This is a genomic window from Gilliamella sp. GillExp13 (assembly GCF_001690815.1).
GTDB lineage: Bacteria > Pseudomonadota > Gammaproteobacteria > Enterobacterales > Orbaceae > Gilliamella > Gilliamella bombi.
Genome location: NZ_LZHJ01000156.1, coordinates 25,519 through 51,206, shown reverse-complemented (window position 1 = coordinate 51,206; position 25,688 = coordinate 25,519). Strand labels below are relative to the sequence as shown.

Annotated in this window: 18 protein-coding genes and 1 pseudogene; 15 read left to right on the top strand and 4 right to left on the bottom strand. The window is 30.2% G+C overall.

The window, feature by feature from the left end:
- The first annotated feature begins 187 nt into the window (after nucleotides 1-187).
- The 7 genes from A9G37_RS11250 to A9G37_RS11220 all read left to right on the top strand — a co-directional run bounded on the left by A9G37_RS11250 (nucleotide 188) and on the right by A9G37_RS11220 (nucleotide 9,604).
- On the top strand, nucleotides 188-1,336 hold the full coding sequence (locus tag A9G37_RS11250) for a capsule biosynthesis protein (RefSeq protein ID WP_162162658.1): 1,149 nt from the start codon (nucleotides 188-190) through the stop codon (nucleotides 1,334-1,336).
- A gap of 23 nt (nucleotides 1,337-1,359) precedes the next feature.
- Nucleotides 1,360-2,586, top strand: a complete 1,227-nt coding sequence (locus A9G37_RS11245; protein WP_051634268.1) for an acyltransferase — start codon at nucleotides 1,360-1,362, stop codon at nucleotides 2,584-2,586.
- Between the two features lie 34 nt (nucleotides 2,587-2,620).
- Nucleotides 2,621-3,709: a stealth family protein gene (locus tag A9G37_RS11240; RefSeq protein WP_034913823.1), complete on the top strand. Its 1,089-nt coding sequence runs from the start codon at nucleotides 2,621-2,623 to the stop codon at nucleotides 3,707-3,709.
- A 26-nt stretch (nucleotides 3,710-3,735) separates the two neighbouring features.
- A complete protein-coding gene (locus tag A9G37_RS11235) occupies nucleotides 3,736-4,824 on the top strand; it encodes a glycosyltransferase family 4 protein (RefSeq protein ID WP_051634269.1) in 1,089 nt (362 codons plus the stop codon).
- Entirely contained in the window at nucleotides 4,817-6,505 is a 1,689-nt protein-coding gene (locus tag A9G37_RS11230) for a Stealth CR1 domain-containing protein (RefSeq protein ID WP_034913825.1), read from the top strand. The genes A9G37_RS11235 and A9G37_RS11230 overlap by 8 nt, the downstream gene beginning before the upstream one ends.
- Before the next feature lie 157 nt (nucleotides 6,506-6,662).
- Complete coding sequence (gene htpX / locus A9G37_RS11225) at nucleotides 6,663-7,538, top strand: protease HtpX (protein WP_034913830.1); 876 nt, start codon at nucleotides 6,663-6,665, stop codon at nucleotides 7,536-7,538.
- A gap of 128 nt (nucleotides 7,539-7,666) precedes the next feature.
- Nucleotides 7,667-9,604: a peptidase U32 family protein gene (locus A9G37_RS11220; RefSeq protein ID WP_065575553.1), complete on the top strand. Its 1,938-nt coding sequence runs from the start codon at nucleotides 7,667-7,669 to the stop codon at nucleotides 9,602-9,604.
- 238 nt (nucleotides 9,605-9,842) lie between these two features.
- Here the strand turns inward: A9G37_RS11220 and A9G37_RS13710 are convergent, their stop codons facing one another.
- Nucleotides 9,843-10,094: a phage/plasmid replication protein, II/X family gene (locus A9G37_RS13710; protein WP_065575552.1), complete on the bottom strand. Its 252-nt coding sequence runs from the start codon at nucleotides 10,092-10,094 to the stop codon at nucleotides 9,843-9,845.
- A 48-nt stretch (nucleotides 10,095-10,142) separates the two neighbouring features.
- Nucleotides 10,143-10,676 (bottom strand): annotated as a pseudogene (locus A9G37_RS13270) (phage/plasmid replication protein, II/X family).
- A 72-nt stretch (nucleotides 10,677-10,748) separates the two neighbouring features.
- On the opposite strand from A9G37_RS13270, the gene A9G37_RS11205 reads away from it, so the two are divergent.
- The 3 genes from A9G37_RS11205 to A9G37_RS11195 all read left to right on the top strand — a co-directional run bounded on the left by A9G37_RS11205 (nucleotide 10,749) and on the right by A9G37_RS11195 (nucleotide 13,087).
- Nucleotides 10,749-11,021 carry a protein L gene (locus tag A9G37_RS11205; protein WP_141671196.1) on the top strand — a complete coding sequence of 91 codons (273 nt, stop codon included), beginning with the start codon at nucleotides 10,749-10,751 and terminating at the stop codon, nucleotides 11,019-11,021.
- Between the two features lie 343 nt (nucleotides 11,022-11,364).
- Nucleotides 11,365-11,994 carry a helix-turn-helix domain-containing protein gene (locus A9G37_RS11200; RefSeq protein WP_065575550.1) on the top strand — a complete coding sequence of 210 codons (630 nt, stop codon included), beginning with the start codon at nucleotides 11,365-11,367 and terminating at the stop codon, nucleotides 11,992-11,994.
- Between the two features lie 49 nt (nucleotides 11,995-12,043).
- Nucleotides 12,044-13,087: a YdgH/BhsA/McbA-like domain containing protein gene (locus tag A9G37_RS11195; protein ID WP_065575549.1), complete on the top strand. Its 1,044-nt coding sequence runs from the start codon at nucleotides 12,044-12,046 to the stop codon at nucleotides 13,085-13,087.
- 48 nt (nucleotides 13,088-13,135) lie between these two features.
- Here A9G37_RS11195 and hrpA read toward each other — a convergent pair whose 3' ends face one another.
- Nucleotides 13,136-16,975 (bottom strand): ATP-dependent RNA helicase HrpA, encoded by a 3,840-nt coding sequence (gene hrpA, locus A9G37_RS11190; RefSeq protein ID WP_141671197.1) that lies wholly within the window; start codon nucleotides 16,973-16,975, stop codon nucleotides 13,136-13,138.
- 111 nt (nucleotides 16,976-17,086) lie between these two features.
- Here hrpA and A9G37_RS11185 point away from each other — a divergent pair, with 111 nt between their 5' ends.
- From A9G37_RS11185 to A9G37_RS11165, 5 genes are all read left to right on the top strand, one after another.
- Nucleotides 17,087-17,506: an META domain-containing protein gene (locus tag A9G37_RS11185; protein WP_065575547.1), complete on the top strand. Its 420-nt coding sequence runs from the start codon at nucleotides 17,087-17,089 to the stop codon at nucleotides 17,504-17,506.
- Between the two features lie 323 nt (nucleotides 17,507-17,829).
- On the top strand, nucleotides 17,830-19,242 hold the full coding sequence (gene pykF, locus A9G37_RS11180) for a pyruvate kinase PykF (RefSeq protein WP_065575546.1): 1,413 nt from the start codon (nucleotides 17,830-17,832) through the stop codon (nucleotides 19,240-19,242).
- Between the two features lie 112 nt (nucleotides 19,243-19,354).
- On the top strand, nucleotides 19,355-21,412 hold the full coding sequence (gene ppk1, locus A9G37_RS11175; protein ID WP_034913843.1) for a polyphosphate kinase 1: 2,058 nt from the start codon (nucleotides 19,355-19,357) through the stop codon (nucleotides 21,410-21,412).
- Nucleotides 21,413-21,422: 10 nt separating this feature from the next.
- Entirely contained in the window at nucleotides 21,423-22,946 is a 1,524-nt protein-coding gene (locus tag A9G37_RS11170) for a Ppx/GppA phosphatase family protein (RefSeq protein ID WP_218059377.1), read from the top strand.
- Nucleotides 22,947-23,443: 497 nt separating this feature from the next.
- Nucleotides 23,444-24,166, top strand: coding sequence for an outer membrane protein (locus A9G37_RS11165; protein ID WP_034915625.1), 723 nt, complete (start codon nucleotides 23,444-23,446; stop codon nucleotides 24,164-24,166).
- Between the two features lie 453 nt (nucleotides 24,167-24,619).
- Here A9G37_RS11165 and A9G37_RS11160 read toward each other — a convergent pair whose 3' ends face one another.
- Entirely contained in the window at nucleotides 24,620-25,603 is a 984-nt protein-coding gene (locus tag A9G37_RS11160) for an AEC family transporter (protein WP_065575544.1), read from the bottom strand.
- Nucleotides 25,604-25,688: the final 85 nt, after the last annotated feature.

Genomic DNA, 25,688 nt, shown 5'->3' with positions numbered 1-25,688 from the left:
ATTTTGTTGGTTAATTGAAAATAAATATTGTAGGAATAGACTAATAAATTAAATTTTCATAAATACTTTTTATTACAATAAAAATAAATTATTCAAGTAGTAAATAGTTTTTAATGTATAATTTGTTACTTTTAATAAAGCAATGAACCATTATTTACACGAACTAATTCATACTCAAAAAAACATATTGTTTCTACAAGGCCCTGTTGGACCTTTTTTTAAAAAGGTTGCAGAATGGCTGAAAAAATCAGGATGTAACGTCTATAAAATAAATTTAAATGGAGGTGATGAGTATTTTTATTCAAAAAATAGTGTTTCTTTCTGTAAATCAGTTGAAAAGTTCCCACAATTTTTACAAGATTATATCTATCAACATTCTATCGATGCGATTATTGTTTTTGGTGATTGTCGGATATACCACAAAATAGCTAAGTCGATAGCAGATTCTAATCCAAATTTATCATTTTGGGTGTTTGAAGAGGGTTATCTTAGACCTCATTATATTACTTTTGAGAAAGATGGGGTTAATGGTTTTTCTCTATTACCCAAAAATCATGATTTTTATGAAAATATTGGAATTACCTCTATAGATAAAAGTAATGGGAAGTCTCATTATTATTCAATGATTCGCTACAGTGTTATTTATTATATTTTTATGCTATTAAAGAAATATAAATATTCTAATTATATACACCATAGAAAAACATCATTATCTTTTTATGCTTCCCATTGGGTTTTAGCTTTAATTAGAAGATTGAAATCAAAATTAATAGAACCTAGACTGATAAAAAATGTTATTAACAATGAGCATAAACCATTCTATATTTTTCCTTTGCAATGCAATCAAGATTTTCAAATTCAAGAGCATAGCCCCTATCACTCTATGAAATCATATATTTTCAGAGTGATATGTTCATTTTCTTTATTTGCTGATGAAAAAAGCTATTTACTAATCAAGCATCATCCAATGGATGAAGGTTTCAATAATTATAATCGATTAATCAAAAAATTGGCTAACCGTTACGGTGTTAGTAAACGGGTGATATATATCCATGGCGTTTCTATGCCAATTATACTTAGAAAAGCAATTGGATTGGTAACAGTTAACAGTACTTGTGGACTTTCAGCTTTGATTCATGGATTACCTGTTATTGCTCTCGGTAAAGCACATTATGATATAAAAGGGTTAACTTTTCAAAATGGGCTCAACCGTTTTTGGAAAGAAGGACAGAAACCTGATACGCAGTTGTTTGAAAGGTATCGTAGCTATCTGTATAATAAATCCCAAATTAAGGGATCCATTTATTATGCTGATTTTAATTTAAATATTGAGTAATTTATTCATACGAGAAAACATAAATGGAATATACAGTAAAAAATATCAATGTGGATGGTTATTATTCAGATAATAAAGGAAATTTGGTTTTTGCACCAAAAAATTTGCATAATGTAACAGTAAATTTTGTTGGCAATAATAATAAGTTAATTATTGCAGATACAAGTAATATTCATAATATCAACTTTGATTTTCCATCACATAATGCAGTTATTCTTATTGGAGAGAATGGAAATTTATCAGGACAAATAAGAGCTGGCTATCATTGTTACATTAACATTGGCGATAATGTAACTTGTACAAATAAAATATATATCACATCAGCAGAAAAAACAAAAATCATCATTGGAGATGATTGTATGTTTTCTACAGGTAACCAAATTCGTTCAGATGATGCTCATGCAATTTATGATGTTAATACAGGAAAACGAGTAAATAAATCTAAAGATATTATTATTGGTGAGCATGTATGGTTTGCTTTTAATTCAGTAGTTTTATCTGGAGGTCAAATTGGAGAAGGTTCAGTTGTAGGGTTTGCTAGCATAGTAAAAGGGAAATACCTAAATAATTGTATAATTGTAGGTTCTCCCGCACGATCTACTAAGCATAACATTGCTTGGGAAAGGCCTAATGTAATGCTCTGTGAACCTTGGATTAGAAACCATCAAAATCAAATAAAATCAAAAAAGGAATATTGGAATAAGACAATTAAAAGCAAACCTATATATGTAGGTCAAGGCGTATTTCATAATATACACAAATTAAATCCTTTTGAAGATCCTATTGATAAAACAAAACATCATCCTTATGTTGAATTATATAATATATTTCTTCAGGAAAATAAAATTTATTTAAAGGGAATTGCGGCCATTATTGGTATTCCTTGCCCTGAATATAGTCCATGTATAAACAACTATTTATTATTTATCAATGAAAATTCATGTTATTCAAAGCAATTAGCAAAATTTTCAGATCCAAATATTAGTAGGAAGTTATTTAATGGTGATTATATTAGCTATGATAAAGCAGGCATGTCCACTTTTAGAAATGAAGGTTTATCAATTAATGATATTCCTGATGGGACTTATAAATTGGAGATAAAATTAACTTTCAATAAATTAGAATATTATAGTGATCTTAAAAGTGAGGATTTTAAAGAATCGTTTTATCAAAATGATGAATTGATATTAAAACTATATGTTATTCAAGATATTGTTTATTTCGAAAAAACAACCAAAACTCTAATATAATAAATTTATTACTAATATACATTAGATTCATAATATGAGTAAACTTAATAAACTTTTAAAAAATCCAGGAATATTTTTTAGAGATTATTTTATAAAAAAATATCCATTGTCCTTAGATGAACAACGCCATAGTTTATTACATGAAAATATTTTAATTGAAAATGATTTGAGATTATATGATATTACTGAAAATGAAAGTAATGAACCTGTTGATGTAGTTATTACATGGGTAAATAATCAAAATCCTGATTGGTTAGCAAAATTTGAATATTATAAAAATGAAAAAATTCATGACATTAATCCTATGTCTATAGATAATGCAAGGTTTGAAGACCATGGTGAGTTATTTTACGTAATTAGAAGTATTCAACTACATATGTCATGGGTAAGAACAATTTTTTTAATTACAGATAATCAAATACCCGCCTTTGATCTCCCTAGCAAAGTTAAGATTATTGATCATAGCCAAATTATAGATAAAAAATATCTTCCTACTTTCAATTCTCATGTTATTGAGGCTCATTTACATAATATTCCAGAACTATCTGAAAATTTTATTTACTTTAATGATGATGTATTTGTTGCTAGATATTTACCAAAATCCCACTTTTTGTCAGGAAATAATATATCTTCTCTTTTTTTAAATAAAAGAAATTTAGATGAAATGTTGCAAAAAGGTGTAACAACTCCAACACTAACAGCCTGTTTGAACTCAAGAAAATTATTACTTAAAAAGTATCAAAAAAATGTATGTACTCCCTTGGTACATACATATATTCCATTAAAAAAATCTTATTTTACTTTTGCATGGTCACATTTTAATTTTGAAGTTAACTCTTTTATTAATAATCGATTTAGAGATGATAATGATCTTAATTTAGCCACATTTTTAGTTCCATGGATTATGTATTTTGAACAACAATCAGTATTAGCGAGAGATATCTGTTATTACTTCAATATCCGATCTGCTTTTGCTAATACCAATTATAATTTTTTAAGTACAAAAATGAAAAATCAATTGTTACCTCATTCTTTTTGTGCAAATGATTTTCAATCAAAAAAAGATACTTCATCAAAATATAAGAATAACTTAATGATATTTTTAAAACAATTTTATACTTAACGCTAATTAATAAGGACTTTAATTTTATGAATATACTTCATGTGATAACACACGGTGGATGGGCTGGTTCAGAATCAATTGCTGCAAGCATTGCTAATGAACAAGCCGCAAGAGGAGATAATGTTACTGTTATACTTAGACGTCATAATGCATTTAAAGATAAAGATATTCGAAATAATTTTTTACCGGCCGTAAATATATTTTGGGTAGAACAAAATGAAACACATCCAGATAATCAAATGAAAAACTTAATGAAAAATGAGTTATTCATTAATAAAATTACTTATATTGATATATTGCATGCTCATTTACCTTATGGATGTTTACTTGGAAAGCTTATAAAAGAAAAACTTGGACTAAAATTTAATATTTGTGTAACAATGCATGTTAGGTTTCATCCGTTGTATTATTTTGCAGATAAATTATTTACTGTTGCGAAATGGCAGAAACAAGAAATTCCAGATGATTATTCTGGAGAAGTGTTTACCGTAGAAAATTTTATTTGCAATACAACTCATTCATATATAAAAAAATTATTTTTATTAAAAAGAAAATTTTATATTAAAAATAATTACAAATATATCATATATATTGGTCGATTAGATTTGGTAAAAGGGGCAGACATACTTATTAGAGCGTTCAATAAAGCTAATCCTGAAGGATATAAATTAATTATTGTTGGTGATGGTGCTGAAAGTTCGTATTTAAAAACAATTGCATCAAAGAACGTAATATTTACTGGAAAAATATTTAATGCAGCATATATGCTGGACATAGCAGATATATGTGTAATCCCTTCGCGTTTTGAATCATTTGGTCTTGTCTTGTTAGAAGCAATAAATTCTGGATGTCGAATTATTGCCACAAATATTCCATCATTTAAAGAAATACTGGAGTCAGATAATTACCTATTTGATAATGAAAGTGTTAATTCATTATCAAATAAAATAAAAGAATATACAAATAATCCGTCATTAGGATTTGTTGATAAGAAAAAAATCGAGCAATATTCATTATCTAATGCTATAAGTAAACTAGACTTGGCATATTTTTCTAACAATATAAAATGCGACATGATTAAAAATTCCGCTATTGAGGATAATTATGATGTCTAAAATAATTAGAAAAACTCGAAAACTAATAAAAAATCCTAAAGCTTTTTTTAGAGATTCATTTTTATTTTACAAACAAAATGACAAAAAAAACTTGCTACAAACACCTAATTTAAATATCAAAAATTCTTCAGAAAAAGTAAAACAGAAATCAAATTTAGCTGAAAATATTGTTATTCCTCAAGTTCGAGATAAAAAAATGCAACAACCTAATTTAAATATTAAAAATTCTTCAGAAAAAGTAAAACAAAATAATACAACAGTGGTAAGATTATCGAATTTAATTGAAAACTTTATTACACCGCACGGTCAAGATAAAATACTATTTAGCCTTTTAGATAAAGCTGGTATTAATTATCATATAGTCCATACTTGCTGGAATCACATTATTAGAATTGCGATACAAGATCAATTTGTTAAAAATATTATAGAATTAATTAAGAATAGCGAAAAATTTACTAAAAGTGTATATATTGTTGAAGGAAACAATAGGTATGATTTAGTTAGATTATATTTTCATGATGATAAATATGTATATAAAAATACAATATTTCAATTTGATCCTTGGTATATGACTCCACATGGTGTTATGACAAGAAACAAAAATACTCAAATTCAATTTATTCCCAAAGCCCATGTTAACAAAACAGTACATTCATTTGCTCCAATTAGGTTGGGAAAAGATATTCAGAATATTGATAATACTAAGTCAATGTTAGAATTAAATTCATTTCTTTTCGATGAATATGAAGGCCCGATTGATATAGTATACACTTGGGTAAGTGATAATGATCCAGAATGGTTGGAAAAAAAGAGTCAATATTCAGGTGAAAATCCTCAGAATCAAGATACACGTTTTGTTGATTATGAACAATTGAGGTACTCTTTACGTAGTGTTGCTTCGTATGCTAAGTTTATAAGAAAAATATTTATAGTTACAGATCATCAAGTACCATATTGGTTGGATACTGATCATGAACAAATCGTAATGGTTAATCATAGTGATATATGTAATGATAAAACGTGTTTACCTGTATTTAATTCTGTTGCTATCGAATCTTGGATTCATAAAATAGAAGGATTATCGGATAATTTCATATATGCAAATGATGATTATTTTTTTGGTTCTCCAGTTAATAAGCAACATTTTATTCATCCTAATGGTATAGCAAAATTATTTCTTGAGCCCATCCCTAATGCTTATGGGGAAGTCTTTGCAGATAGTGAACCTACAAACCAACTATCTTTATTCACAGCTCAGTGTTTTTATGAAAAATTCAATACTTGGCCTTCATTTTGGCCTTTGCATGCGCCAATGATTAAAAATATTCATGTTATTGATAAAATGATTAATCATTTTCAAAAACAAATAGATAAAACAAGTCGTTCTAGATTTAGAGAAACTGAAACCATTTCTCCTTTATATCTTATGTCATCATATTTCTCATATATACAAGGAAATAGTGTCTTATCTTCAATTAGATATGAATATGTTAGCTCTGATGATCCTAATTTAGATTCTAAATTATCTAATTTATTGTTAAAAATTAAAGAAGGCAAATGCGAAGTATTTTGTTTAAATGATCACCGAACTATTACTGACGAACAAATATCAAAAGTAGCTAGTTTTATGATGAGTGCATTTCCAATTGCTGCTGAATGGGAGTTAGATAAAACAATATAATTGTTTGGCTCTTATATTGATTAAAATTCTGATGGAAGAAAATTATAGTAAGCATATTCCATCAGTAACATTGCAGAAAAAGTTATTTTGAAAATAAACTGGATTATAATTAATTTTTATTAAAATCTTAGCACCTAAATAAAATAAGGACACTTTCATAATGCGAATTGGATTATTTATTCTAACTAACTTAGCCGTTATGTTTGTATTTGGAATCATTCTAAGTATTTTAGGCGTTGATGCGCATAGTACTTTAGGATTACTTATATTTGCAGCAATCTTCGGTTTTGGAGGATCTTTTATATCACTTCTATTATCTAAGAAAATGGCTTTAAGGTCAGTTGAAGGACAAATCATAACTCAACCTAGTAATGGTCAAGAGCAATGGTTACTTGATGTTGTTCGTCGATTATCAACGGAACTTAATATAAAAATGCCAGATGTTGCCATCTATCATGCTCAAGATGTTAATGCTTTTGCAACTGGTGCAACTAAAAATAGTTCTCTTGTTGCAGTAAGTTCTGGTTTATTAAATACTATGACTCAAGATGAAGCTGAAGCGGTAATCGGTCATGAAATGAGTCATGTTGCTAATGGTGATATGGTCACAATGACTTTATTACAAGGAGTTCTTAATACTTTTGTTATTTTTATTTCAAGAATGTTAGCATCTGTTGTAGCTCAAGCATTGGATGATCGTAATCGTGGTTTATCACAGTTAACCTATTTCTTAATAGTTATGGTTTTTGAAACCGTATTTGGTATTTTAGCAAGCCTTATAGCGATGTGGTTTTCTCGTTATCGAGAATTCCACGCTGATGCTGGTTCGGCTAAATTAGTAGGCAGTACAAAAATGATTGCCGCTTTAGAAAAACTAAAAACTAGCCATGAACCAAGTGAGGATACTTCAATTTTAGCATTCTGCATTAATGGTGCGAAAAAAGCAAAATTTTCTGAATTGTTTATGTCTCATCCACCATTAGAAAAACGTATAGAGGCTTTAAGGAATGAAACTTATCGAAACGAAGGTTAGGATCTATATCAAATTTATATTCAACACATACTTTCCTGAAAGTTTTTTACAAGTATTATTAATTTTATAATAATACTTGTAAAATAAAAACCAAATTACTCGCTATTTAGATTTTCAAAGAGTTTATAATGTCATATCTTGTTACCAATAATAAATTAGAATTGCTTAGTCCTGCTAAAAATATTGAGATTGCACAACAAGCTATTTTACATGGCGCAGATGCCGTATATATTGGCGGGCCAAATTTTGGTGCTAGGCATAATGCTGGTAATTCGGTTAGTGATATTGCTCAGTTAGTTGAATTTTCTCATCATTATTATGCAAAAGTATTTGTAACTTTAAATACCATTCTTCACGATAATGAACTTGAACCAGCAAGACAACTTATATGGCAATTTTATGATGCAGGTGTTGATGCATTAATTGTGCAAGATATGGGCATTTTGAGGATGGATATTCCGCCTATTGATTTACATGCTAGCACTCAAATGGATATAAGAACACCTGAAAAAGCTAAATTTTTATCTGATGTTGGTTTTTCACAAATAGTATTAGCTCGTGAGCTTAATTTAACTGAGATAGCTAAAATTTATGAACAAATTGATGCCAAAATAGAGTTTTTTATTCATGGTGCACTTTGTGTGGCATTTTCAGGACAGTGTTATATCTCACATGCACAGACAGGACGTAGTGCAAATCGAGGAGATTGCTCCCAAGCTTGTCGACTTCCTTTTACCTTAAAAGATGATCAAGGGCGCATTGTTGCTTATGAAAAACATTTATTATCAATGAAAGATAATAACCAATCAGATAATTTGAACGAATTAATTCAATCAGGCGTTCGATCCTTTAAAATAGAAGGACGTTATAAAGATCTAAGTTATGTTAAAAATATTACAGCCTTTTATCGTCAAAAATTAGATACTATTTTGTCAAATTCGCCTGACTTACAATCAGGGTCAAGTGGCAGAACTGAGCACTTTTTTATACCAGATCCATACCAAACATTTCATCGAGGAAGTACAGATTATTTTGTACATGGAAGAAAATCCAATATAGGTGCATTCGATTCACCTAAATTCATCGGTTTGCAAATTGGTGAGATAACTCAAATTACACCTAAAACTATCGATATTAAATCTGAAAAAATATTAACTAATGGAGATGGCCTAAATGTACTAATAAAACGAGAGATTTTTGGATTTAGAGCTGATAAGGCGGAGAAACTTTCGGCTAATCAATATCGAATTCACCCAAATGAAATTCCTAAGCCGCTTTTTTCAATAAAATTACCTTATAGAGTGAATCGAAATCTTGATCATGTGTGGCAACAAAATTTATTGAAAGAATCAAGTAATCGTAGAATTGGTGTGTCATTAAAACTATATAATATTGAAAAAAGTATAGAGCTAATTGCAAAAAGTGAAGAGGGCATTTGTGTTAAGTTAGAACTTAATGGGGAATTTGAACTTGCGGATCAACCAGATAAATCATTAAAAAACATTAGAGATAATTTATCTAAATTAGGAAAAACTATATATTATCTTACTGATTTTGATTTAAATTTATCAAAAATTTATTTTATTCCAAATAGCCAACTAAATGAGCTTCGAAGGAATGCAATTAATAAATTGACGGCTAAAAGATTAACAAGTTATTCTCGCCAAAAACGTAAACCAGAACAAAACCCAGTTCCGTTTTATCCTGAAAATCATTTGAGCTTTTTGGCAAATGTTTATAATCACAAAGCAAGAGAATTTTATACACATCATGGGGTTGAATTAATTGAAAGTGCCTATGAAGCACATGAAGTTAAAGAAGATGCTCCCTTAATGATAACCAAACATTGCTTACGATTTGCGTTTAATTTATGTCCAAAACAAGCAAAAGGAATTCAAGGTGTTAAAACTAAAGTTATGCCAATGAAATTAATTCAAAATAATAACGAATTATTGCTAAAGTTCAATTGTAAAGCTTGTGAAATGCAAGTATGGGGTAAAATAAAAAAACATATTTTAAAAATGCCACTTCCTGGAAGTGAGATTATATTTATGGCAAAGAAATAAGGTACTTAAATAAAAATATTTAATGAAATTGGGTTTATAAATGAACGAAGGTAGTAGTTTAAAAGTTAATAATAACAAAGATTATTTAACATAATATACATTATTGTAACGTGTTGATTTTTAATGTTTATTTGTTTTTGTTCATTAAAACAATTTAACCAATTGAATAATATAGGTATTTTATAAATATTGGTACGCATAATGTATATTATGTTAAATTAACTGTATATAAATACAGTCACACAGCTTTTAAATATTCTAAATTCCTCACATCATCATAAAATGATGTCGGTTCTATGTACCAACTCGGACGCTGATGACTAAAATCAATATTAATAACCCTGCACATCGGAATTACGTTATTTTTTTGTTGTTGTAAGTTTTGTAATTGCATTTTACTTAAACTGATTGATAACAAATCTTTTTCATATCTAAAAAATGTATTACAAGGCATTGAATTTTTAACAAATTGATAACCGTCGTAACGCATAAATTCAATTAGCTTTTGATGTTCTAGTCATAGTAAAATAACTATCATTTAAATATGTTTTTCTAAATAGCTATGCTTTAATCGGGCTTCAAATCGGACACATTTTTTAGCCCAGTTAATTAATTCTGGATTTGATAAGATTTTGATTTTTCGTTGTAATAACTGATCTCTAGATTTAGATAATGATAACTTTTCTAATTCGGATAACTGATTGATCACTTCATAAAACTTAAGATAAACCTTTAAAGATTTTAATTGACTGCCTGTATTCCATTCTACAGTTGTTTGATATTCTCGGTTATAACGTGATTTTTTAGTTTGTCCATTAGTAACATTTTTTAATTAATCAATTACTTGTTGAGCTATTAATTCGTTATCAACATGAGCCGAATAAGTAACATCGATCCAGTCTAAATTAGTGTTAGAAATATCTAATAAATCAAATAACTTGGGCATACCATAAACTAAACCGCTCAATAACTCAGTAGCAGTAGCACACAATTCTAGATTTTCAGTACCAAAAACATTGTGACCCTGTAACAGTTTTGCAGGACTTGCATTTATCTCAATGCACGGCTTCATCGTATAGAGCCAGCATGAATTTTCACTGCTAAATACAACCGCCCTACTTTTTACAACTTTAAGGAGTAAATTATGGCCTTCTCTATATCAACAAATCGTATTTTTATTAAGTCACTAATAACTTGTTATAATTCACTAACAGATGAAAAAAAAATTTGGCTCACTAAATATTCACCAGGAACGACAGTTCAAGTATCAGGAATATATAAATGTACTGAATGTAATAAAGAAGTTACTTGCAATAAAGACGATCCCTTTCCACCACCGAAGGATCACGAACATATAAAAGAGACTAAGTGGAAACTAATAGTTGAAGCAGATACAAAAGGTAAAGGTTCTTATTAAATATTTATTTTAAGTACGCATAATGGTATTATGCGTACTTATATTTATAAAATACCTATATTATTCAATTTATTATATATATTTAACGAGCAATAAAAACAAATAAACATTTAAAATCAATATTTTACAATAAAATATGTTAAATAATCCTTTTTACGAACTTTTAAATATAAATATTAATTAATGAACAATTTTTGTTTTATTATAAAATATGCTATTCTAATAGCTTGATAAAGTTTAATTATTTTCTTTAGTTAATATGCAAAATATTTTTAAGACATTACATTCAAAAAGTTATTCCGTTCCATGTGAATTATGTAGTATGGGATCTTTCTGCATTCCCATGTTGCTTAACAATAAATTAGACAGTATATTAGAACGGAAAATATCTTATGCTAAAAATGAAATCCTAGCAAAATCTAATACACCCTTTACTAAATTTTATATTATTCATTCGGGTGCATTAAAAACTTTTATTGCAACTCCTGATAATCATCTAAAAATTAATGGCTTTTATTTACCAGGAGATATTGTAGGCTTAGATTCAATTGCAACTCAATTATATAACAATAATATTCAAGCGCTTAGTGATACATTAGTTTGTGAACTTTATTATGATGAGTTGATGTCGTTAGTTGATACAAAAAAAAATATTAGGGACCTAGTATTTAACTTGTTAAGTTCTGATATTTATAATTACCAAAAATTAGTATTATGTTATTCTCAAAAAAAAGCTGATGAACGAATAGCAACTTTTGTTTATTCACTTTATCAGCGTTATAAAAAGAAAGGTCATTCTTCATTGAATATTAAGCTCATGATGAGTCGAGCCGATATTGCTAACTATTTAGGTTTAACGATTGAAACAGTTAGCAGAAATTTATCAAAGTTGCAAGAACAAAATATTTTATTAGCTAGAGGAAAATATTTATTTATCAAAAATTTAAAAGGTTTAATAGATTTAGGTAATTAGATTTATTTATGTTAAAATAATTAGAATAATTTTTGTAAGGTCTTAATATATGACAAGTTTAAAGAAAACGATCATTTTTACAAGTTTGGTCATAACCTCTTTTTCTTCGTTTGCTGCTCAGCAATTAACGGAACAACAAGCTAAAGGTTTACAATCATTTAAGAGCATAACCATCCGTGGAGCTTTTTATACTGATAGTGATTATGTTATGGCAATGTCAAGAGCTGCTGATAAAGAAGGAGCAGCTTCTTTTTATATAACCACAACTAATATTAGTCCTTCAAATGATACTTTAAGAATTGTGTATGCGAAATTATATAAAGCCGATGCTCTTAAATCAGAAGAACAAGCTGAAAGTCTTCGTAAATTTGAAGGTATTTATGAATATCCAAAATCTAAAGCCATACGTTTAGAACCTTTCAATATTGTGCGTATTCGTGGTTATTTTCCTAATGAATATGATATTAACCAAGCAATTGCTAAGGAAGCATCAACAAAAGGTGCTTATGCTTATTATATTGATTCACGCAGTGAATTAGGTAGTAATATTCAAGTTGCTGCTTATTTGTTTAAGAAAGATGCTCCTGAACGTAAACTTCAACCTGAGGATGCAATTCCATATGACTCTGAAGCTGGCCAACAAGCTTTAGCGAAAGGTGGTGATGCTGCAATGCTGGTAGAGAAACCTGGCTATTATTCTCCTTCAGCTTTCAATGAAAAGTTTTATGCGGATAAATTTAATAATAAAGTAAAAGTCATTGATCAAACTACTCACAAAGCAGCAACGTCTGTAACAACTAGTGCTTCTACATCTCAATTTACGACGGTAACAACTGAGCCACAACGAATTGTACGTTACACCGTCACTTTGCCCGATAAACGAAAGATCCAAGAATTGAATGATGCAACTGCAGTAAAAATGGTTGCATTTGATACAATTAAATTCAGAGGTTACTATGTAACTGATCAGGAAATTTCTTATCAAGCGGGTAAACGAGCTATTGATGCTGGGGCCAAGTATTATCATATTGCTAGAATCGCCCATGATTCAAATGGTCCAAATATAACTGTTTTTGTAGATCTGTATCGATAGTTTATATAGACAATCGGGCGCAAAAGCGCCCTATTTTTTTGTATGAACCTATAGTTGTGATTTAACCACATCAATTTGCTGCTTGATGCGTTTTGCTGAAATTGGATATGATGTACCAAGCTGTTGCGCAAATAAATTTACTCTTAATTCTTCAATCATCCAACGAATATCTGTCACTTTAGTGTCTGATTGTTGATTGTTTGGTAAACTATTAATCCAATTATCATACTGATTTTGAACATCTTCTATAATACTCATTGATTGTCTATCTCTTGCCATATTTTGAAATAATTTTTCAATTCTTTTCTCAATTGCCGATAAATATCGAGAGATATCATTCAATCTTTTATAACTTGATTGAGCAACAAATCCTTTATAAACTAACTTATTAAGTTGTTGTTTGATATCTGATAAGGCAAATGCTAAAGATAAATCAACGCGCCCTTTTACCTTTTTATTAATGCTAAAATGCAAAGTTAGTATTGATTCGACTTGCTTAGCAATATCAACAACTATTTCATTAATATGAGTTTTTGTATAATCAAGTAATTGCTGATAATCATCAGTTGAATGTATTGTTTTATTATTTGTTTCAATTAAATAATCAATACCACAAGCAATACAATCATCAATAAGCATTAAAACGTTACCAAATGAATTAAAATATAAACTTAATTTCGATTTATTGGGTAATTTTTCATGTAAATACTTGATTGGAGAGGGAATATTAAGCATTAATAAGCGTCTTAAACCTAATTTAGTTAATCTTTGTTGCTCTGATTGATTATCAACTAACTTTATACTTACGGAATTTTGATTATCAATAATTGCTGGATAAGCCTTAACAGTATAGTTTTTTTGTTTTTCTTCATAAACACCAAGAAGTTTTCCAAATGTCCAATCTGTCAAATTATTTTGCTCAATTGAGTTATCTTTTTTATTGATAGTAATAGATGATAAAGCTTGTTGAAGTTGAGTTTTGAGTTGCTGTTTTAGCATATCAAGATCTTTACTTGAAGCTATTTCGCTATTATTACTATCAATAATACTAAAATTCATTTTTAAGTATTCAGGAACTTGTTCTAATTGCCAATTTTCTGATGTAATTTTCACACCAGTCATTTTATGAAATTCATTTTCTAAGCATTCAAGAAGCGGTTTTTCTGTGGTATCCACCCTACCTAAAAATGCATCCGCATAATTTGGTGCTGGGACAAGATTACGTCGTAATGATTTTGGCAATGATTTGATTAATGCAATTATTAAATCTTTTCTAAAACCTGGCACTTGCCAATCGAATCCCCTGTTTTTAATTTGGTTTAAGATATCAAGTGGAATTTTTATAGTGACACCGTCACGGTTATGACCAATATCAAATTGATAACTAAGTGCTAGCTTAAAATGATCTTGATACCAGAAATCAGGAAAATCATTTAAGTTAATTAATTGTGCTGATTGCCTGATCAGCATCTCTTTTTGTACACTAAGATAATCAGGATCAGATTTTTGTTTATGCATCCACCATTTATCAAAATGTCTAGACGAAATAACGGATTTATCTATGCGTTTATCATAGAAATCAAATAATTCACCATCATCAATTAAAATATCCTGACGACGTGATTTATGTTCTAAATCTTCAACTTCATTAATCAATTTTTGATTTTGCTTGTAAAATTTATGACTTGTGAACCAATCACCTTCAACTAATGCATGTCGAATAAACAAAGTGCGACTTAAAATAGGATCAATTTTACTGTAATTTACTATTCTATTAGTAACAATTGGTAACCCAAATAAAGTTACTTTTTCGTTTGCTATTGTTGTGCCCTGCCTTTTAGACCATCTAGGTTCGTTATAGTTATATTTCACTAAATGTTTAGCTATGGGTTCAATCCATTCAGCTTCAATTTTTGCTGCTGTTCTTCCCCATAATCTATTTGTTTCAACAAGTTCACTAGCAATACACCATTTGGGTTGGTTTTTAAAAAGTGCTGAATTAGGAAAAATTGCAAATTTGATATTACGCGCACCTATATACTCACGCTTTTCAAGCTCTTTCATTCCAATATGAGATAGTAAACCGCTCAGTAACGAGATATGTAATGAATTATAATCAGCCTCTTTACTATTAATCGGAAATGCTAATTGCTTAATTGTTTGTCTAATTTGCGTATAGACATCTTGCCATTCTCGAATTCGAAGATAATTTAAAAACTCTTTTTGGCATAATCGTCTAAATTGATTCCCTGATAATACGTTCTGCTGTTCTTTAATGTAGTTCCATAAATTAATGAAAGAAATAAAATCTGACTCTTTATCAACAAAACGACGATGTTTCTCATCAGAAGCTTGTTGTTTATCATAAGGTCTTTCTCTTGGATCTTGAATCGATAAAGCAGCAGTAATTATCATTAATTCTTTAACGCACCCTAAGCGCCTTGCTTCAACCAACATCCTAGCTAATCTAGGATCAATTGGTAGTTGTGCTAAAATTTTACCTATTTCAGTTAAATGGTATCTATTCTGTATGGTATGAATTGCGCCAAGTTCCTCTAGTAAGCGAAGTCCATCACGAATGTATTTTGAATCAGGTTTTTCAACAAAAGGAAAAGCGGCGATATCGCCTAAGCCTAATGATGTCATTTGTAATATTACTGAAGCCAAATTGGTCCGCAATATTTCGGGTTCGGTAAATTTGGGGCGAGATAAAAAATCTTGTTCATCATATAAACGTATGCAGATACCATTAGATGTTCGTCCACAACGTCCTTTACGCTGATTGGCAGAGGCCTGTGATATTGGTTCAATTGGTAAACGTTGAACTTTAGTTCGGTAACTATAGCGACTAATTCTGGCTAACCCCGAATCAATCACATATTTAATGCCCGGAACGGTTAACGATGTTTCTGCCACATTAGTAGCAAGGACAATTCGACGTTTAGTATGTGATTGAAAAATTCGATTTTGTTCTGATACTGATAACCTTGCATATAATGGCAAAATATCCGTATGACGAAGTTCTAACTTATTAAGTGTATCGGCAAGATCTCGAATTTCTCGTTCTCCTGTTAAAAAGATTAATATATCCCCAAGACTTTCAGTTGATAATTCATCAATGGCATCTATAATCGGTTGAAAATCAAAACTTTTATCATTATTATCATCTTCTTTCAGGATTGGGGGACGATATCTAACCTCGACTGGATAGGTACGACCCGATACTTCAATAATCGGAGCCTCATTGAAGTGTTTAGAAAAACGTTCCACATCAATAGTCGCTGATGTTATTATGACTTTTAAGTCTGGGCGTTTAGATAATAATTGCTTAAGATAGCCTAAAATAAAATCAATATTCAAACTGCGTTCATGAGCTTCGTCAATAATAATAGTATCATATTGTAGTAAGAGTTTATCTTTCTGAATTTCAGCAAGCAATATACCGTCGGTCATTAATTTAATCAGGGTTGTGTCACTGACATGATCGGAAAATCTTACTTTAAAACCAATTAACTGCCCTATTTCTGTTTTTAGCTCTTCAGCGATACGATTAGCTACTGAACGTGCCGCTAATCGTCTTGGTTGAGTATGACCAATATAGCCTTTCACGCCTAAGCCTAATTCTAAACAGATTTTGGGAATTTGTGTTGTTTTTCCCGAGCCAGTTTCACCAGCAATTATAACCACTTGATTATGTTTAATAGCATCATAAATTTCTTGTTTTTTTTCAATTACAGGCAAATTTTGGGGAAAAACAATATTTTTCGGTAACGATTCTATTCTGCTTTGATAATGTAAGTTAGCATCTTGTATGGCAGAATCTATATCAGCTATAGTTTGACTTTTCTTAGCTAATTTTATTATTTTATGCTTATTTAGGAAAGTCATTGAGTCAAGATTTTTTAATTGCTGTTGAGATAGCATAGCGTGTCAAATATTTTAATTAAAGTCTCATTAATGCCTAATTATAACAAACTTAACCTATTATTAGGAGTTCAAATGAAAAAAACGTCCTTGTTAACTGCTTTATTTACAGCTTCATTGGTTCTCTCTGGATGTGAGGGACCAAAAACTCTACAAGAAGTCGATCTTATGCATCATCGTTTTGTGCTCACTAAAGCAAACGGTCAAGATATTTCATTAGGTGATCAAGCTGAAATTATATTTGGTGAAAACATGACAATTACAGGTAAAATGTGTAACCATTTTTCTGGTACAGTTACTTTAGACAACGGTAGCATAAAAGGTAGTGGTATAGTGATGACTAAAATGCTTTGTAATGATGACCAATTAAATCAATTAGATTATATTATTGAGAACTTAATTACTGAAGGTACAAAGATCAATTTAAAAAATAATCAACTAACTTTAAAAAGTAACAATAATGAACTAATTTATCAACTTAAAGACTTAATGTAAGCCAAATGTTTAGTTGCTATAATTTAGTATGTTATTATAAATAACAAAATATATTAAAGATAAAGTACTTTATTTAAAATACTGTTAAGAATATAATAAGAAGAATTTTAAAGGGTTTAACTTATTGATGAAATTATTATATTCTTCAAAGATTTTATGTGATTTTGGTAGCCATATTGAGCTACAAATACCTTTTTTAACCAATAAAACTACCAATGCTTTGCCATTGGTTTTTTTTTTGCAAAAAGTTGGTTTATCGAATTTTTTAAATTGAATTAAAACATTAACCTTAACATTAAATATATTACTAAGTAGATACTATTATGAAAAAGACAAAAATTGTTTGTACGATCGGACCAAAATCTGAATCAAAAGAAATGTTAGCAAAATTATTAAATGCAGGCATGAATGTTATGCGTTTAAATTTTTCGCATGGTGATTACGAAGAACATGGTAACCGTATCAAAAATTTACGTGAAGTAATGCAAGAAACCGGTTTAAAAGCCGCTATTATGCTAGACACCAAAGGCCCAGAAATTCGCACTATCAAATTAGAAGGCGGTAATGATGTATCCCTAGTTGCTGGTCAAACATTCACGTTTACCACAGACAAAAATGTTATCGGAAACAAAGACCGTGTAGCCGTAACTTACGATGGTTTTGCGCATGATCTTAAACCCGGTAATCGTGTTTTAGTTGATGACGGCTTAATTGCTATGGACGTTAAAGAAATTAAAGGTAATGAAGTTATCTGTACTGTTTTAAATAATGGTGAACTTGGTGAAAATAAAGGTATTAATTTACCTGGTGTTTCAATTAAATTGCCAGCACTAGCAGAAAAAGATAAAAATGACCTCATTTTTGGTTGTGAACAAGGTGTTGACTTTATTGCTGCATCATTCATTCGAAAACGTTCTGATGTAGAAGATATTCGTGCTCACTTAAAAGCTCATGGTGGTGAAAACATTAAAATTATATCTAAAATTGAGAACCAAGAAGGTTTAGATAATTTTGATGAAATTCTTGACGCTTCTGACGGCATTATGGTTGCGCGTGGTGATTTAGGGGTTGAGATCGCTGTTGAAGAAGTTATTTTCGCTCAAAAAATGATGATTAAGAAATGTAATAAAGCATCTAAACCAGTTATTACGGCAACACAAATGCTTGATTCAATGATAAAAAACCCTCGCCCTACTCGTGCGGAAGCTGGAGATGTAGCTAATGCAATTATTGATGGTACAGATGCAGTTATGCTTTCGGGTGAAAGTGCTAAAGGTAAATATCCGCTCGAAACAGTTAATGTTATGGCGACTATCTGTAACCGAACTGATAGCACAATTCCAGCATCGTTAGAATTGACATCAAAAGAAGAAAAGTTGAGTATAACTTCAGCTGTTTGCTGTGGTGCTGTAGAAATTGCTGAGCGTTTAAATGCTCCATTAATTGTTGTTGCAACTCGTAGCGGTAAATCGGCTAGGGAAGTTCGTCATTATTTCCCTAGAGCTCGTATTTTAGCATTATCTTCAAGTCAAAAGACAGTTAATCAGTTAGCCGTGACAAAAGGTGTAGAGCCTATTTTAATTGATTCAATTAACTCAACTGACGATTTTTATCGTTTAGGTAAAGAGATGGCTGTGGAAGTATGCGGTTTACAACAAGGTGATATTATTGTGATGGTATCTGGTGCTTTAGTACCAAGTGGAACTACTAACACAACATCTGTTCACCGTATTTAAAACGGCATACTTATTATTTGTCCTGCAATAAAAAAGTTAGCTACATGCTAGCTTTTTTTTTTACATAAGATATCCTGTATAAAATACTATTAATAGAATTTGAAAGATTAAAATGATTGAAGAAAAAGTATATTTACCTAAGGAACTCAGTTGGTTATCTTTCAATCAGCGAGTTTTACAAGAAGCTGCTGATAAAAGTAATCCACTTATAGAGAGGATACATTTTTTAGGTATATACTCAAGTAATCTTGATGAATTTTATAAAGTACAGTTTGCCAACTTAAAAAAATATGTACTTATTGAACAAGAGCAAGCCAACTCATCTTCTAACTCTAAAAACTTATTACGTCAAGTAAACCAAAAAGTTATTCAACTAGAATTACAGTTTGACCAGCTTTATAATGAACTATTATTAGAAATGGCAAGAAATCAAATCTTTTTGATTAACGAAAGACAGCTTTCTTCTTATCAAGAAGGTTGGATAAAAAACTATTATAAACAAAACCTTAGGCAATACATCACCCCTATTCTACTCGATAGTCATACCGAACTTATTCAATTTTTAAAAGATGATCATGCCTATTTGGCTGTAGAAATTATTTGTGAAGATAAAACCAATTATGCGTTACTTGAGTTACCGACGGATAATATTCCTCGTTTTGTTTTATTACCGTCAGAAGTTTCAACTAAAAATAAATCGATCATTTTTTTGGATAACATATTACGTTACTGTTTACCCGATATTTTTAAAGTGTTTTTTGATGCCAAAGAATTAAATGCCTATTCTATTAATATTAATAGAGATGCTGAATACGAATTAAACACAGAATTAGACAGTTTGCTTGAACTTATGTCACAAGGGTTAAAACAACGTTTGACTGCTCAGCCAGTTCGTTTTACTTATCAAAAAGATATGCCAAAAGCATTATTTGAGTTATTAATTAATAAATTGTTATTAACTGAACAAGATGCAATGCCAAGTGGGCGCTATCCTAATTTTAAAGATCTTGTGAAATTTCCAGACTTTGGACAAAAAAAGCTATTAAATAAAAAAATTCCTGGTTTAAGTTATAATCGATTTAAACAATTCCGTAATTCGTTTGATGCGATTAAAGATCGAGATGTGTTGCTTTATTATCCCTACTACTCTTTTGGACACGTATTAGAAATTATGCGCCAAGCTTCGTTTGATCCATCTGTTACACATATTCGCATGAATATTTACCGAGTTGCAAAAGATTCCCGCTTTATTCATGCGGCCATTAATGCTGCCAATAATGGTAAAAAGGTCACTGTAGTTGTTGAATTACAAGCAAGATTTGATGAAGAGGCAAATATAAAATGGGCAAAACGATTAATTAGTAGTGGAATTAAAGTTATCTATTCACAACCAAAACTAAAGATCCACGCCAAATTATTTTTGATTGATCGTAAAGAAAATGGCGAAATTGTTCGTTATGCCCATATTGGTTCAGGTAATTTTAATGAAAGGACTGCAAGAATTTATACCGATTTTTCGTTATTAACTGCAGATCCTGTAATTACAGATGAAGTTAAAAATGTATTTAATTTCATTGAAAACCCTTTTAAACCAGTTTCGTTCCATCATTTACTTGTGTCTCCACAAAATACCCGATTGAGATTCTATGAATTTATCCAACGAGAAATAAATAATGCCAAAACAGGTAAAGTAGCAGGTATCTATTTAAAGCTTAATGCAATAACCGACAAAGATATGATAGATCAATTATATCGTGCATCTTGTGCTGGTGTAAAAATCAGAATTGTAGTAAGAGGAACTTGTGTCTTGGTACCACAAATTCCTAATTTAAGCGAAAATATTACTGTCACAAGTATTGTTGATCAGTTTTTAGAACATGCTCGTGTGTATATTTTTGAAAATGAAGGAAAAAAAGATACTTATATTTCTTCTGCTGATTGGATGCCTCGTAACCTAGATAATCGTATTGAAGTGGGAGTAAAAATCTTCGATCCAATAATAAAATCAACTATCCATAATATTTTTAATATTCAATGCAATGATAATGTAAAGGCTCGTATTATTGATAAAGATGCAACTAATAATTATGTACAAAGAGGTAATAAGAAAAAAATTAGAGCACAATATGCCATTTATGATTATTTGAATCAGTTAGAAACGGTTGAATAAGAGATTTAAAGTGAATAAATTCAATGAATATGCGGTAGTTGATCTTGGTTCAAATAGTTTTCACATGGTTATTGCTCGTATTATAGATGGTGCTATACAGATCATTTATAAAAATAAAAAAAATATCCATCTTGCCACAGGGCTTAATGCTAATAACCATCTAAGTGAATCAAGCATTATGCGAGGCGTTGAATGCCTTACACTATTTTCCGAAAGATTAATTGGCTTTCCTCCCGAAAATGTTCGGGTTATAGCAACTCATACATTGCGGGTTGCAAAAAATAGATATAAATTTTTAATGGCTGCGGCTAAAGTATTTCCATTTCCTATAGAAATCATATCGGGACAAGAAGAAGCACGTCTTATTTATTTAGGTACTATGACATCAGAACCAACATCGTCAAATGATACTAAATTTGTAATAGATATCGGTGGAGGATCTACAGAAATTGCAATAGGTAGAGGAAATGATCTAAAACCGTTGATTGTTGCTAGTCGCCCTATGGGATGCATAACTTATGCTAAACAGTTTTTTCATGAAAATAAAATTAACGCTATTTCATTCGAACAAGCAAAGCTTGCCGCCGAACAACAAATTGAATGTCTGATCAATATTATGAAAAAACAAAATATTACTGTTGCATTTGGTACATCTGGCACCATCAAGTCTATTTATCGTATCTTATTAGATATTGGTGTTTGTGATGGAATTATTACCCAAAAAAGGCTCGATGATTTAATTAGTTATGTTTTAGAATTCAACTCTTTTCAAGATATTGACTACCCTTCACTTTCTAGTGAAAGAAAAAGTGTATTTGTCAGCGGGCTAGCTATATTTAGTGGGGTTTTTAACGCATTTGGGTTAAATACTTTACAATTTAGCCCATGCGCATTACGTGAAGGGGTGCTTTATGAGTTGGTTGGAGGTCTTAATTTCCGAGATATTAGACAAAATACCGCACAAACTCTGTCTGAACATTACAATATAGACCAATGCCATGCTACGCAAGTTGTTAAAACTGCAAAATATTTATTTTCTCAATGGCAACAACAAGCACCGACATCTATTCCAGCAAGCCTTGAATCTATTTTATATTGGGCTGCTTTGTTACATGAGGTAGGATTAAAAATTAACTTTTCTTCAGTTCATAAACATTCAAGCTATATTTTACAAAATAGTAATTTACCTGGATTTAACGAAGAGCAGCAATTACTTTTGTCTACTCTTGTACGTTACCATAGAAAAACTATCAATATAGATACACTACCCTATTTTAGTTTGTTCGAATACAAACATATAATACCGCTAATGCAAATTCTAAGATTATCTATACTCATCAATAACCAACGAAATACAGAAATTAATTTACAAGCATTTCGTTTAAAATTATTAAAAAATAAACTAACTAAAGTGACTATAGAAATTAATCGGGAATTTGTTGAAAATAATAAATTGATATTATTTGATTTAGAACAAGAAAAAAAATATTGGAAAGAAATTGAGGATTGGAAACTATCGGTTGTAGTATGTTAATTGTAAAAGCCCTTGTAAATCAATTTATATGTAGAAAAAACGTTTAGTTTACACTTCATAGAAAACTACCCCCCTAAATTTCGTATATTTGTAAGTTTGTAACTATTGTGAATACCCCAATAGTACAAGATTCAAGTATAAAATATGGTGATACTGTGTGAGGTTGATAATAGCAGACACAACGACTTAATTACACAATGTGACAGCTAATGGCAATTGAGATTAATTTAGTGGTTTGTAGCTCTCTTGCCCATGTTTTTTGTTGCATTGTGGGCACTACAGCTTTTTTATGATTTCTTCTTGAGACTGCGATTTTAAACTTAACTCGGCAAGCATCTGTTACCGTAGAGAATTTTCTACTTGTTTGCTGTGCAATTTTAAGGTTAGTTACAGCTTTTATTTTTTGTTAAAAAAACTTCCTAATACCTTAAATTGATTTTTAATTTATTTGCTTTATAATCAGCAAGCCTTAAACAACCATAATAAAGGAAATAAAAATGAAGAAGACATTAATTGCACTAACAACTTTTGCTTGTTTTTCAAATTTTGCTTATGCTGAAACAAATGAACTTTACCTAGGAGGTCAATTAGGCGCTTCTATAATAAAAGCGAAAAATATTAAGGATACCTTACATTATAGTCACGGCGGTGTTATCAACGATGGTATTTTTGACTCAATGCATAAAACTAAATTAGCTGGCGCTTTAAATTTAGGTTACAACTTTTCTAATTATGATATTCCTGCACGTGTAGAATTATCTCTTACCTTACGTGGCAATACAGATAAAAAAGAAAATAGATACACTGATTATGAAGAATATCGTCTTCGTACTACTCAAAAAGTCAAAACCCGCATGAATACATTAATGTTAAATGGTTATTATGATATTGATATTGACTCACCAATTACTCCATTTATTGGTGCGGGATTTGGTGTTGCCTTCACTAAACTAGAAAATAGCCATAAGGAAAAATACAACGTTTCTGTTGATGGTTCTAATTATGAACGTTCATTATCAAAAACAAAAACAAAGTTTGCATGGAATGTTGCTGCTGGCGTAGCTTATAAGTTGAATAATAATATGGTTGTTGATTTCACTGCTCGTTATGTGGATGCAGGTAAAGTAAACATCAAAAAACATAATGAATACTATCGAACTAATGCTAGTGCTGAGCTAAGTTCAATTGATTTATTAGCAGGTGTTCGCTATAGCTTCTAGTTAGCAAACTAAAAAAGACAATGGCTCTTTTTAGTTTATCAATATAATCGCTACATTTCTTACTATTGTTAAGATGTAGAAAAACAACTGGGTTATTTACCTTTCATAGTTAAAGCAACCCTCTAAAAACCCCATAAGGCGTTTTTTCTAAAATCGCCTTATGGGGTTTAACAAAATTATAATAACTAATTAATCGCTTAAGCTTTAGTCTTCCACCTTTTGAATCGCTAAATATTTGTTGGTTATGCTGACTATTAATTCAAAGTTGGTATTACTCTTTCTACTTTTCCATTCATTTGTGAACAAACAAGTTTAATTGGTTTTTGAAATACGATAGTTATTATTACTGTAAACAACACAAGTAATTCCTGCATGACTTACTAAAGAATGTGTAATTGATAATAAATGCCCTTATCTAAAATTAAATGAGAGCATTTATATTTAGCTTTATTATTAAGCAACACCTGGAATAGTAAAGTCCATAATAAGCAATAAGGTTGGTAAAATGAAAATAGATAAAACTGTTGATGCAAAGAAAATGCTTGATGCTTGTTCTTGCTCAACATTCCAATTGTAAGCTAAAATAACTGCTGTTGATGCCGTTGGCATTGCCAATAAGAAAACTAACTCTTCAGCTTCCATACCTGTGATACCAAATAGATATACGGAAATAAGTGCAATAATTGGTGTAATGAAACTTTTCAACACAACATTGATCATTAACGGTTTAGATAATTTCAATTTAACACCATGAATACCAACACCGACCGCAATAAGTGAAATAAAGTTACAGGCATTTGACATAATATCAAAAGTGTTAAACACAAAATGTGGTAGCCATTTAGTACCATCGGTAACGCTCACAATTAACCCTAAAATAACGGCCAAAAACATTGGCTTCATAAGTGAATTTTTTACTGCACTAAAGATCATACCACTGGTGACTTTACCGCCAGACAGTTTAGTATCACAAAGTTCTAATAAAAATATTGTCATTGGGATCAATGATAATGCAACAACAAAATTAGCAATCGCAACGGAAATAGTTGATGCAGCCCCTAACATTAACGTCAAGAAAGGAACTCCCATCCCGCCCATGTTGGGAAAGCAACATAGCATTGCATTCATAGCCGTCGACTTTAACTCTTTGTGCAAAATGTATTTATTGGTTAAAAAACAAATTATCCATAAAAAAGACATAGTACAGAAAAACGCAATCATCCAAATGCCATTGAATATTTGCGACGGTTTAGCATGAGACGTATGCACAAAAAGTAAAGCAGGAAAGACAAAGTTTGATACCAGTCCTGATAATAATTTTTTAGAATCCTTCGAAAAGATCCCTTGTTGTACACATAACCAACCAAGAAAAATTAATAAAAAAACCGGAAGACAAGAACTAATAACTTGTCCAACTGCTGACCAGATCAGATTCATTTTTTAAAACTCCTAAAATAATATTACTAAAAATACAAATTCGGTAAATGGTCGGTAACTTCAGATTAGATATTATCTTTATAGA

What these genes read in the sequence shown, in the direction of transcription:
- A9G37_RS11245 (WP_051634268.1), top strand. Translation starts at nt 1,360, where the DNA reads ATGGAATATACAGTAAAAAATATCAATGTGGATGGTTATTATTCAGAT.
- A9G37_RS11240 (WP_034913823.1), top strand. Translation starts at nt 2,621, where the DNA reads ATGAGTAAACTTAATAAACTTTTAAAAAATCCAGGAATATTTTTTAGA.
- A9G37_RS11235 (WP_051634269.1), top strand. Translation starts at nt 3,736, where the DNA reads ATGAATATACTTCATGTGATAACACACGGTGGATGGGCTGGTTCAGAA.
- A9G37_RS11230 (WP_034913825.1), top strand. Translation starts at nt 4,817, where the DNA reads ATGTCTAAAATAATTAGAAAAACTCGAAAACTAATAAAAAATCCTAAA.
- A9G37_RS11220 (WP_065575553.1), top strand. Translation starts at nt 7,667, where the DNA reads ATGTCATATCTTGTTACCAATAATAAATTAGAATTGCTTAGTCCTGCT.
- A9G37_RS13710 (WP_065575552.1), bottom strand. Translation starts at nt 10,094, where the DNA reads ATGCGTTACGACGGTTATCAATTTGTTAAAAATTCAATGCCTTGTAAT.
- A9G37_RS11205 (WP_141671196.1), top strand. Translation starts at nt 10,749, where the DNA reads ATGGCCTTCTCTATATCAACAAATCGTATTTTTATTAAGTCACTAATA.
- A9G37_RS11200 (WP_065575550.1), top strand. Translation starts at nt 11,365, where the DNA reads ATGTTGCTTAACAATAAATTAGACAGTATATTAGAACGGAAAATATCT.
- A9G37_RS11195 (WP_065575549.1), top strand. Translation starts at nt 12,044, where the DNA reads ATGACAAGTTTAAAGAAAACGATCATTTTTACAAGTTTGGTCATAACC.
- hrpA (WP_141671197.1), bottom strand. Translation starts at nt 16,975, where the DNA reads ATGACTTTCCTAAATAAGCATAAAATAATAAAATTAGCTAAGAAAAGT.
- A9G37_RS11185 (WP_065575547.1), top strand. Translation starts at nt 17,087, where the DNA reads ATGAAAAAAACGTCCTTGTTAACTGCTTTATTTACAGCTTCATTGGTT.
- pykF (WP_065575546.1), top strand. Translation starts at nt 17,830, where the DNA reads ATGAAAAAGACAAAAATTGTTTGTACGATCGGACCAAAATCTGAATCA.
- ppk1 (WP_034913843.1), top strand. Translation starts at nt 19,355, where the DNA reads ATGATTGAAGAAAAAGTATATTTACCTAAGGAACTCAGTTGGTTATCT.
- A9G37_RS11165 (WP_034915625.1), top strand. Translation starts at nt 23,444, where the DNA reads ATGAAGAAGACATTAATTGCACTAACAACTTTTGCTTGTTTTTCAAAT.
- A9G37_RS11160 (WP_065575544.1), bottom strand. Translation starts at nt 25,603, where the DNA reads ATGAATCTGATCTGGTCAGCAGTTGGACAAGTTATTAGTTCTTGTCTT.